This window comes from Chitinolyticbacter albus, assembly GCF_024437655.1.
In the GTDB taxonomy this organism is placed as follows: Bacteria; Pseudomonadota; Gammaproteobacteria; order Burkholderiales; family Chitinibacteraceae; genus Chitinolyticbacter; species Chitinolyticbacter albus.
In genome coordinates this window covers 253,025-263,404 of sequence record NZ_JANBVF010000010.1, presented here as the reverse complement: position 1 = coordinate 263,404, position 10,380 = coordinate 253,025, and the positions used below count along the sequence as shown (strand labels likewise).

Below are 10,380 nucleotides of genomic sequence, written 5' to 3'. Positions count from 1 at the left end.
GGCCGATGCAATTCAAATCCGAAGAAGGATCAAGCAACGTATTGCTGATCCTCAAGCGGGTGAAGCGATAGAGGGCATGGCGGCGCGCTAATCTGCGGGCAGCGCCTACGGCGCGGTGTTTACATGCGCGTTCCGCCGCGCCCACGGGTTCATTTCTTTTGCGTCGCCAAAAGAAACGAACCAAAGAAAAGGCGTGCTCTGCATCGCGCGTCGCTAGGCGGTAAAGCCGCCAAGCTTTGGCGTGACCCGCATACGCACCGGCTTTGCCGGTTCCCTCGCTGCGGACAATCGAGTCGGCGCCTGCGGGACTCGCTCGCTTTACTCGCTCAAACATCCTCGGCGAAACCCCGCCCCGCTTGTTCCTCGCTCGGCGCTCCTGAGGGGAATTCGGTTGGTGCGCAATCCGAGGGGTTTTTTTGGCGGCCAGCGAAACACCAACGACTTTCCTCTCTTGGCGTAAGGGCACGAGGAGAGGTTTCACCTAGCAAAAAGCTTGCAGGGAATCGTCCCGCAAATACTGGTGCTTGCTTTTTCCCCCCTGTGCCAGGCGCCGAAGGAGCGGAGCGAGACCTTAGGCTCGCGACCGACTGAGGGCAGCCCGGAGGGCCGCAAGGCGGGGTCGCCTTTTCTTTGGTTCGTTTCTTTTGGCGAAGCAAAAGAAATGAACCCGTCCGCCGGGCGGAACCGGCATAAAAACACCGTGCTGAAAGCACAAAAACATAAAGATAAAACCTTGCATTAACCGCGGTTCTTTGCCTCCCACGCCAATGAAGTCATTATCGAATGGTAGACATTAAATACAAACGACTTCATCAACAGCAAGACATATGCCAGCGATGCATAGATGCTTGCCTCTGAAAATGAGAGCAAGCCACCCTTCAAACCAGGAAAGGTATAACACCTCGCAACCACTTGAGTAAGGACTCCGCTTGGAGCCCCCATCAACAACACCAAGAGGTAACCAAAGCAGAACACGACCGACCAAATAAAAACTTTTATGAAGTTGATATGAGTCACTTGCAAAAGAGTTACGCGCCGACTTTCATCGTAAAACCCCATCATACTCAAGCTTAGTTCTGACCTTGTTAAGGTAGCAAAAACCGTATACCCAGCGATCATAAAACCTAGCATCCCCATAACCCAACCGATAGCATTGGTCGCCAACTGTCGAACATACTCTGAGGAGGAGGCCTGACCCCATATCAACCAAGACGCCATTGCATATGCAAACACCAAAATAGGGACTGCTAAATTAAACTTACCCAGACGAACTCGCCAAGACAATTTAAATATGTCAAATATATTCTTCTCTCGAAGAAAGTCTTCAGGGGTATACTCCCTTTGCTCGTAGTCAGACATCCCCCTCTCCCTCAATCGGATAAATCTCGGCTATCTGTTCTATTTTTTCTTCAACTTGCTCAAGGTCTACAATCGAAGGGGGACGGAAAATTCTCGCCTCCAACAACGCCTTGAATTTTTGAAACATTGCTCGAGCCGCTTGGATAGGGTGAACTATTTCAACACCGAGGGGAACTGTGTATTTCGCATCATCATTTTGAACTGATAACCTTCCCCCACCTTGATCTTGCCCCACAATAGTGAACTCTACATTCTGATCCTCAATGGCAGAAGAGACTACATTTCTTGCCCCCTCCTTATCCAAGCCCGCAGAATTTTGAAAAACCACCTTTCCAGATGAGTCCCCCAGAACGGCCTGATTTCGCCGCATCTCTCGAAACAAGATACTGGAATCATTCTCATCATTTGGCTTTATTATTTTCAAGCCAATTGTTTCAATTTTATGATATCGACCCAAAAACCTTTCGATATCATCATTATCAGAAACCAGTGGAATCACCTTCAGCTCGGGTTTCGGATAAAAGTCCTCCAGCCGCTTCCTAAGCTCCGCTTTGGAGGCTCTATCAAGGCCTACGGAGCCTTTATCGAACTCCTCTTTTAGGAATGTCTTCCATGACCTCTTTAGGAAATTTTCCACCGTAGTTCTAAAAGCGTCCACACCCGGCGCACCTGGCATTTCTCGAAGAAACATTAAACGGTGGCTCTTCAATAGCAATGCAAACAAACTTGAAGGACAATTAGCCAACTCAGCCGGATCATCTATAAGCTCCCCTTCTTCGAACCGTTGGTGTCGAATAATTCTCTCGTCTTTAATGATTCTCCCAACGATAGCCGGCTCGAACTCATCCCTGCCAACATTTACCAATGAGCATTTATGGAGCATATATGTCGAGTTCCCATATTTTCTGCCCCACCGCTCAAAAAAAGCTGCATATACAATTTGATGAAAAACGTCTAAGAATTTTAATTCTCCAACATGTAGTATGAAGTTCGCAAATTCTACTTTCTTTTGAAATCGGCTCATCGAAATCCCCCCCAAAAAAAAGGGGCAGCAAATGCCACCCCTTCATTTAACTCTGCAAATATCGAATCAATCCCAGTTCAACGCCCCACCCGTCTGATATTCCGTCACCCGCGTCTCGAAGAAGTTTTTCTCTTTCTTCAAGTCGATCATCTCGCTCATCCACGGGAACGGGTTGGTTACACCGGGGTACAGCGTATCCAGACCAATCTGCTGCAGACGGCGGTTGGCGATGAAGCGCAGGTATTCCTTGAACTGGGCGGCATTGAGGCCCAGCACGCCGCGCGGCATGGTGTCCTCCGCGTAGGCGTATTCCAGTTCCACCGCGTGCTTGAACAGCTCAACGATTTCAGCCTTGAAGCTGTCGGTCCACAGCTGCGGGTTTTCCATCTTGATGGTGTTGATCAGATCGATGCCGAAATTGCAGTGCATCGATTCGTCACGCAGGATGTACTGGTATTGCTCGGCGGCGCCGGTCATCTTGTTCTGGCGGCCCAGTGCCAGGATCTGCACGAAACCCACATAGAAGAACATGCCTTCCATGATGCAGGCGAACACGATCAGCGATTTGAGCAGCTGTTGATCCGTCTCCAGCGTGCCGGTCTTGAAGTTGGGATCAGTCAGCACATCGATAAAGGGGATGAGAAATTCATCCTTGTTACGAATGCTGGCCACTTCGTGATAGGCGTTGAACACCTCGCCTTCGTCCAGGCCCAGCGATTCCACGATGTACTGGTAGGCGTGGGTATGAATGGCTTCGTCGAAGGCCTGGCGCAGCAGGAACTGGCGGCATTCCGGGCTGGTGATGTGGCGATAGGTGCCGAGCACGATGTTGTTGGCGGCGAGGCTGTCGGCGGTGACGAAGAAGCCCAGGTTGCGCTTGACCAGGCGCTTTTCGTCCTCGCTCATGCCGTTGGGGCTCTTCCACAGCTCGATATCGCGCTGCATGTTCACTTCCTGCGGCATCCAGTGGTTGGCGCACTGGGCCAGATACTTCTCCCACGCCCACTTGTGCTTGAACGGCACCAGCTGGTTCACATCGGTGGTGCCGTTGATCACGCGCTTGTCGACCACATTGACGCGGCCACTGGCGGCTGGGGCGGCGGGCTGGGCAGCCGGTTGGGGCTGGGCCGGGCGCGGTACGGGAGCGGCGGTGGCGATATCGTCGTCGAAGCTGAGCATGGATGAGTCCTCGTGTTGCTATGGATGGTGCGGGCGCTTAACGTTGCGCGCCGGAAATCGGGTGGAAATCGATATTGCTGGTGTCGGTAACGCCCCACAGCACCTGGGCATGGTTCAGATCGCGGCGCCGGGTGTCGGCGACAGTCATGTCCGACTGGAAATTCAGGTTTAGCTGCACCTGGCCCAGGTAGGTCACGCGGCCGGGGGCGACGGTGAATGGGGTGTTCATCGGGAAGTTCACATGGCGATACATGCGCCAGCCGCCGATGTCCTCGGTCCAGCCACCCCAGGCCTGGACGATGCGGTAGTCACCCGCGGGCAGCGGGACCACGAACAAGCGGCCCTTGCCGTCGGATTCGTCGCCCGGCGCGCGGATGTAATCGGTGAGCTCGCGCGCCATCACCGTGGCCTTGCCGCCGGGGCCGACGATATCGACGGCGGCCTCACCGGTGTCGTCAAAGGCCAGTGTCGTCATGGTGACCGCGATCATGGCGGCCCCCTGCCCCGGCTGCAGCGCGATGCGGCCACTGGTATCGACGGGCGGGCGCAGGCTGGCACAGGCAGTGAGCAGTAGCGCGGCAATCACGATCAGCAGTCGTTGCATGACGATTTCTCCTGGGGCATCCAGCTCAGACCACGGTCCGGCACGAAGGTTGTTCCGCCTGGGATATCTGCCTCAATACGGGTAAGGCAAGCCTGCGGGCTGCGGGATGCGGCCTTGCAGGTTGCTCATGTCGTTGATCTGGGCCTCTTGCGCCAGCGCGTAGAAATCCCGCGCACGCTGGTCGGAAAACACCGCGATCGGCGTGCCGTCGACCACCACGTGCAGGTTGCCAAGGTAAGCCACCTCGTTGGGCGCGATGGCAAAGCGCTGCCCCAGCGGCACCCAGAATTCGCGCTTCTTGCCGCCTTCGGCCGGCTCGTAGCTGCCCGTCACATGGCGCAGCACAAAAGGGCCGGGCGGCAGGCTGATCTGCAGCAGCTTGCCGATGGCTTCGGGCTGGCCGCCGAAATTGGCGATGCGCTCGCCCGCCGTCACCGTGATCTTCTGCACGCCGCCCGGGCCCTCGAACACGAGGGTGGCGAAGCCATCGTCGGCATCGGGCGGTGCCGACAGCGTGATCGACAGCAGCGCCAACGCGCGGCCTTCGGGCGCGGCGAGGCGCGTCAGTTCAACCGGCTTGGCCGGCTCCGCGGGCGCTGCGGCGGCCGCTTCCGGCGCCGGTGCGGGGGTGGGCGCCGGGGCGTCTTCCGCCTGCGCCAGCGTGGCCAGCAGCAAGGCGGCCAACGCGTATCGGGGTGACATCATGCTCGCTCCATCCATTTTTGGTTTTGTTGCCGCATCGGGGCTGGGGCCAACCGCGATGCGGCAACACGCTGGACGAACCAGCGTGCCCCGGCGCCGCGCGGCTGCACGGCGCCGGGACGGAACCCGCTTACTGGCAGGCCTCGCACTCAGGATCATCGATACTGCAGAACTTGGCACCGTCGGCCGCACCGTCGCCAGCGCCTTCGCTGATCGCAGGCGCGACTGGCGCTGCCGGGGCGGCCACCGCGCTGATGCCGCTACCTGCCGCTACGGCGTTCAGCTCGCCGCCGCGGCCGGTCGACTTCTCGGCGCTCGATGCCGACAGCGTGCGCAGGTAATAAGTGGTCTTCAGGCCACGGATCCAGGCGTGCTTGTAGAGCTCGTCCAGCTTCTTGCCCGAGGCGCCGCCCATGTAGATGTTGAGCGACTGCGCCTGGTCGATCCATTTCTGCCGACGCGATGCGCATTCCACCAGCCAGATCGGGTCCATTTCGAAGGCCGTGGCGTACAGCGCGCGCAGGTCTTCCGGAATGCGATCGATGCGGGCCACCGAGCCGTCGAAATACTTCAGGTCCGAGATCATCACCTCGTCCCACAGGCCGCGCTCCTTCAGATCGCGCACCAGGTACTCGTTGATCACGGTGAATTCGCCCGACAGGTTCGATTTCACGAACAGGTTCTGGTAGGTCGGCTCGATCGACGCCGATACGCCGACGATGTTGGCAATGGTCGCGGTCGGGGCGATCGCCAGGCAGTTGCTGTTGCGCATGCCGTAGCTGGCGATGCGCTCACGCAGCGCGGACCAATCGAGGCGCTCGCTGGTATCCACTTCCAGGAAGCCGCCGCGCTCCTCGGCCAGCAATTTGAGCGAATCGTGCGGCAGGATGCCGCGATCCCACAGGCTGCCCTTGAAGCTCGGGTAAGTACCGCGCTCCTGGGCAAGCTCGGTCGAGGCCCAGTAGGCGTGATAGGCGATCAGCTCCATCGACTGGTCGGCGAACTCGACGGCGGCGTCCGAACCGTACGGGGTGCGCAGCATATAGAGCGCATCCTGGAAGCCCATGATGCCCATGCCCACCGGGCGATGCTTCAGGTTGGAATTGCGCGCCTTGCGTACCGGGTAGTAGTTGATATCGATCACGTTGTCGAGCATGCGCATCGCGGTCTTCACGGTGCGGGCAAGCTTCTCGGAATCGAGCTGGCCATCCTTCAAGTGGTTGACCAGGTTGACCGAACCCAGGTTGCAGACGGCGATTTCGCTGTCGTTGGTGTTGAGCGTGATCTCGGTGCACAGGTTGGAGCTGTGAACCACGCCGACGTGCCGCTGCGGGCTGCGGATGTTGCACGGGTCCTTGAAGGTGAACCAGGGATGACCGGTCTCGAACAGCATGGTCAGCATCTTGCGCCACAGCGTAAGCGCCGGCAGCTTCTTGGCCACCTTCATCTCGCCACGCGCGGCTTTTTCTTCGTAGCGCAGGTAGGCGGTCTCGAAGTCGCGGCCATACAGGTCGTGCAGGTCGGATGCCTCGGACGGCGACAGCAGCGTCCAGTCGCCGCCTTCCATCACCCGCTTCATAAAGAGGTCGGGGATCCAGTTGGCGGTGTTCATGTCGTGAGTACGACGGCGATCGTCACCGGTGTTCTTGCGCAGCTCGAGGAATTCCTCGATGTCGGCGTGCCAGGTTTCCAGGTAGGCGCAGACGGCGCCCTTGCGCTTGCCGCCCTGGTTTACGGCCACGGCGGTGTCGTTCACCACCTTGAGGAAGGGCACGATGCCCTGCGATTTGCCGTTGGTGCCCTTGATATGGCTGCCCAGCGCGCGCACCGGGGTCCAGTCGTTGCCGAGGCCGCCGGCGAACTTGGACAGCAGCGCGTTTTCTTTGAGCCCCTCGTAGATGCCGTCGAGGTCATCGGCGATGGTGGTCAGGTAGCACGACGACAGCTGGCTGCGGCGGGTGCCGGAGTTGAACAGCGTCGGGGTCGAGCTCATGAAATCGAAGGTGGACAGCACGTTGTAGAATTCGATGGCGCGCGCTTCGCGGTCCACCTCGTTCAGCGCCAGGCCCATGGCCACGCGCATATAGAACGCTTGCGGCAGCTCGATGCGGGTGCCTTCCACGTGCAGGAAGTAGCGATCGAACAGCGTCTGCAGGCCCAGGTAGCCGAACTGGTAGTCGCGCTCGTGCTTGAGTGCGGCGCCCAGGCGCGCCAGGTCGAACTGGGCGAGCTTTTCGTCCAGCAGTTCGGCCTCGATACCGCGCTTGATGAAGCGTGGGAAATAGTCGGCGTAGCGCTCGGCCATCTCTTCGTGGCTGGCTTCCTCGCCCAGCACTTCACGGCGCAGGATGTTGAGCAGCAGGCGGGCGGTGACGAAGCTGTAGGCCGGCTCCTGCTCGATCAGCGCGCGGGCGGACAGCACAGCAGATTTGCGCACTTCCTCGGCCGGCACGCCGTCGTACAGGTTCTTCAGCGTTTCGGCGAGCACGGCACCCTGGTCGGTCACCGCTTCGAAGCCGGAGCAAGCCGAGGCGATCAGTGCCTTGAGCTTGGAAAGATCGAGCGGACGGCTGCTGCCGTTCTCGTACTTCACGTTCAGCTCGACCAGCTGCTCGCCCGATTCTTCGGCCTTGGCGGCGCGCTCTGCTGCGCGGCGCTCGCGGTAGATCACGTAGGCACGCGCCACGTCGTGCTCGCCGGCGCGCATCAGCGCCAGTTCCACCTGGTCCTGGATATCTTCGATATGGATGGCGCCGCCTTCGGGCTTGCGACGCATCAGCGCGTTCACCACCGAATCGGTCAATGCCGCCACGCGTTCGCGCACCGCTGCCGAGGATGCCGCATGGCTACCCTGCACCGCGATGAACGCCTTGGTCACCGCCACCGAGATCTTGGACGGTTCGAACCCGACCACCGAGCCATTGCGGCGTATGGTCTTGTAGTTGGCGTATTGGTTGGGGGTGCTGTCGAGGGTATCGTTCATGCGGCTTCCAGTGGTGCTATCCAGCGCGGCATACATGCTCGGCTCCTTGTTGTAGATGGGCCAGGAATGAGAATGTGGACAAACTGTGGGTGGATTGTGAACACAACATATAGTGGTGCCACGACCCGGCTGACACAAATACTAGGGGAAAGCGGCGTACTGGCGCAACACGGAACAGCTGTGTTAAGCCGATCAGTGGTTGCTAATTGAGGCGGCTTCAAGGCAAAGCCAATGGCCACCGCAGTTCGGGGCATGTTGCAGTAAAACGACAGCCCCAGCGGAGCCGCCAGCCGGACTGTTGCGCCTTTTTCACACCCAGCCAGACGGCTGCGCCCAGGGCCAGCACGGCATAAAAAAACGCCACCCGGAGGTGGCGTTTTTCGTCGCACAGCAGGCCAGTTACTTGATCATGCCCTTGGACTTCAGCAGCTCGAACATGGTCTTGCCCAGTTCGGCCGGGCTGCGGGTGTAGGCGATGCCCGCGCGCTCGAACGCGGCGAACTTTTCCTCGGCCGTGCCCTTGCCGCCGGAGATGATGGCGCCCGCGTGGCCCATGCGCTTGCCCTTGGGAGCGGTGACACCGGCGATGTAGCCCACCACCGGCTTCTTCACGTAGCTCTGGGCGAACTCGGCTGCCTCTTCCTCGGCCGAACCGCCGATCTCGCCGATCATGATGATGGCGTCGGTATCCGGATCATCCTGGAACAGCTTGAGCGCATCGATGTGCGAGGTGCCCGGGATCGGGTCGCCGCCGATGCCGATGCAGGTCGATTGGCCCAGGCCCAGCGCGGTGGTCTGCGCCACCGCTTCATAGGTCAGGGTGCCCGAGCGCGACACGATGCCGATGCGGCCCGGCTGGTGGATGTGCCACGGCATGATGCCGATCTTGCACTCGCCCGGGGTGATGATGCCGGGGCAGTTCGGGCCGATCAGGCGGATGCCGGCTTCGTCGACGGCCTTCTTCACGTACAGCATGTCGATGGTCGGCACGCCTTCGGTGATGCAGACCACCAGCTTCACGCCGCTATCGATCGCTTCGAGGATGGAATCCTTGGCGAACGGTGCCGGCACGTAGATCACCGAGGCGTCAGCCCGGGTTTCGCGCACGGCTTCCTTCATGGTGTTGAACACCGGCAGGCCCAGGTGTTCGGAACCGCCCTTGCCCGGGGTGACGCCACCGACCACCTTGGTGCCGACCTTCAGCGCCTGTTCGGCGTGGAACGTGCCGTTCTTGCCAGTGAAGCCTTGCACCAGCACCTTTGTATCTTTGTTGACCAAAACGCTCATGGGTTTATTCCTTATCCGTATGCAGGTGATCAGGCCAGGGCGGCGACGATCTTCTCGGCCGCGTCGTTGAGGCCCTGGGCCGAAGTCAGCTTGAGACCGGATTCGTCGAGGATCTTGGCGCCGAGCTCAGCGTTGTTGCCTTCCAGGCGAACCACCACCGGCACCGTCACATTCACTTCCTTCACCGCGGCAATGATGGCCTCGGCGATCATGTCGCAGCGCACGATCCCGCCGAAGATGTTGATCAGCACGCCCTTCACCGATTCGTCGGCGAGGATCAGCTTGAAGGCCTCGATCACGCGCTCCTTGGTGGCGCCGCCGCCGACGTCCAGGAAGTTGGCCGGCTGGCCACCCTTGAGCTTGATGATGTCCATGGTGGCCATTGCCAGGCCCGCGCCATTCACCATGCAGCCGATATTGCCTTCGAGTGCCACGTAGTTCAGCTCGAACTCGGACGCCTTCACTTCGCGCTCGTTTTCCTGGCTCTTGTCGCGTTGCGCCAACAGCTTGGGGTGGCGATACAGCGCGTTGGAATCCAGGTTGATCTTGCCGTCGACGCAAGCCAGTTCGCCGTTTTCACGCAGCGCCAGCGGGTTCACTTCGAACAGGGCGAAATCGTTCTCGATGAAGGCTTGGGCAGCGCCCAGGAACAGCTTGGTGAACGCAGCCACCTGCGGGCCTTGCAGGCCGAGCGCGAACGCGGCATCACGGCCCTGGAACGGCTGCGCGCCAACGAGCGGATCGATCTCGATCTTGATGATCTTTTCCGGGGTTTCCTCGGCCACCTTCTCGATCTCGACACCGCCTTCGGTGGAGACCATGAACACGACGCGCTGGCTGGAGCGATCGACCACGGCGCCCAGGTACAGCTCGCGCTGTACCGGGTACATGTCTTCACACACCAGCACCGAGTGCACCGGCTGGCCGGCCGCGTCGGTCTGGTAGGTGATGAGATTGGTGCCGATCAGCGTCTTGGCGACTTCAGCCGCTTCTTCGCGGCTCTTGACCACCTTGACGCCGCCGGCCTTGCCGCGGCCACCGGCGTGGACCTGGGCCTTGACCACGGCGAACTTGCCGCCGAGGGTGTCGTAAGCGGCAGCCGCTTCTTCGGCCGACCTGGCCAGGATGCCCTTCTGGACCGGCAGGCCGTATTGCGCCAGCAGTTCCTTGGCTTGGTATTCATGCAGATTCATCGTTGTTCCTTTGTAACCAGGCTTGTGAAACGTGAAACGTGAACCGTGA

At 59.7% G+C, this 10,380-nt stretch carries 9 protein-coding genes; 1 reads left to right on the top strand and 8 read right to left on the bottom strand.

The window, feature by feature from the left end:
* The first annotated feature begins 493 nt into the window (after positions 1-493).
* Positions 494-742, top strand: coding sequence for a hypothetical protein (locus tag NLI84_RS08995; protein ID WP_255989715.1), 249 nt, complete (start codon positions 494-496; stop codon positions 740-742).
* Here the strand turns inward: NLI84_RS08995 and NLI84_RS08990 are convergent.
* The 8 genes from NLI84_RS08990 to sucC all read right to left on the bottom strand — a co-directional run bounded on the left by NLI84_RS08990 (position 739) and on the right by sucC (position 10,331).
* The gene (locus tag NLI84_RS08990) at positions 739-1,359 is read right to left on the bottom strand and encodes a hypothetical protein (protein WP_255989714.1); all 621 of its coding nucleotides are present in this window, start codon (positions 1,357-1,359) and stop codon (positions 739-741) included. The two genes, NLI84_RS08995 and NLI84_RS08990, sit on opposite strands and share 4 nt — an antisense overlap.
* Positions 1,352-2,383, bottom strand: coding sequence for a hypothetical protein (locus NLI84_RS08985; protein WP_255989713.1), 1,032 nt, complete (start codon positions 2,381-2,383; stop codon positions 1,352-1,354). Before NLI84_RS08985 ends, NLI84_RS08990 begins: the two co-directional genes overlap by 8 nt.
* Before the next feature lie 66 nt (positions 2,384-2,449).
* The gene (locus NLI84_RS08980) at positions 2,450-3,562 is read right to left on the bottom strand and encodes a ribonucleotide-diphosphate reductase subunit beta (protein WP_255989712.1); all 1,113 of its coding nucleotides are present in this window, start codon (positions 3,560-3,562) and stop codon (positions 2,450-2,452) included.
* 37 nt (positions 3,563-3,599) lie between these two features.
* Complete coding sequence (locus NLI84_RS08975; protein WP_255989711.1) at positions 3,600-4,166, bottom strand: hypothetical protein; 567 nt, start codon at positions 4,164-4,166, stop codon at positions 3,600-3,602.
* Between the two features lie 72 nt (positions 4,167-4,238).
* Positions 4,239-4,871, bottom strand: a complete 633-nt coding sequence (locus NLI84_RS08970; RefSeq protein WP_255989709.1) for a hypothetical protein — start codon at positions 4,869-4,871, stop codon at positions 4,239-4,241.
* Positions 4,872-4,998: 127 nt separating this feature from the next.
* On the bottom strand, positions 4,999-7,887 hold the full coding sequence (locus NLI84_RS08965; protein ID WP_255989707.1) for a ribonucleoside-diphosphate reductase subunit alpha: 2,889 nt from the start codon (positions 7,885-7,887) through the stop codon (positions 4,999-5,001).
* A 363-nt stretch (positions 7,888-8,250) separates the two neighbouring features.
* Positions 8,251-9,138: a succinate--CoA ligase subunit alpha gene (gene sucD / locus NLI84_RS08960; protein ID WP_255989705.1), complete on the bottom strand. Its 888-nt coding sequence runs from the start codon at positions 9,136-9,138 to the stop codon at positions 8,251-8,253.
* A gap of 29 nt (positions 9,139-9,167) precedes the next feature.
* A complete protein-coding gene (gene sucC, locus NLI84_RS08955) occupies positions 9,168-10,331 on the bottom strand; it encodes an ADP-forming succinate--CoA ligase subunit beta (protein ID WP_255989704.1) in 1,164 nt (387 codons plus the stop codon).
* Between the last annotated feature and the right edge of the window lie 49 nt (positions 10,332-10,380).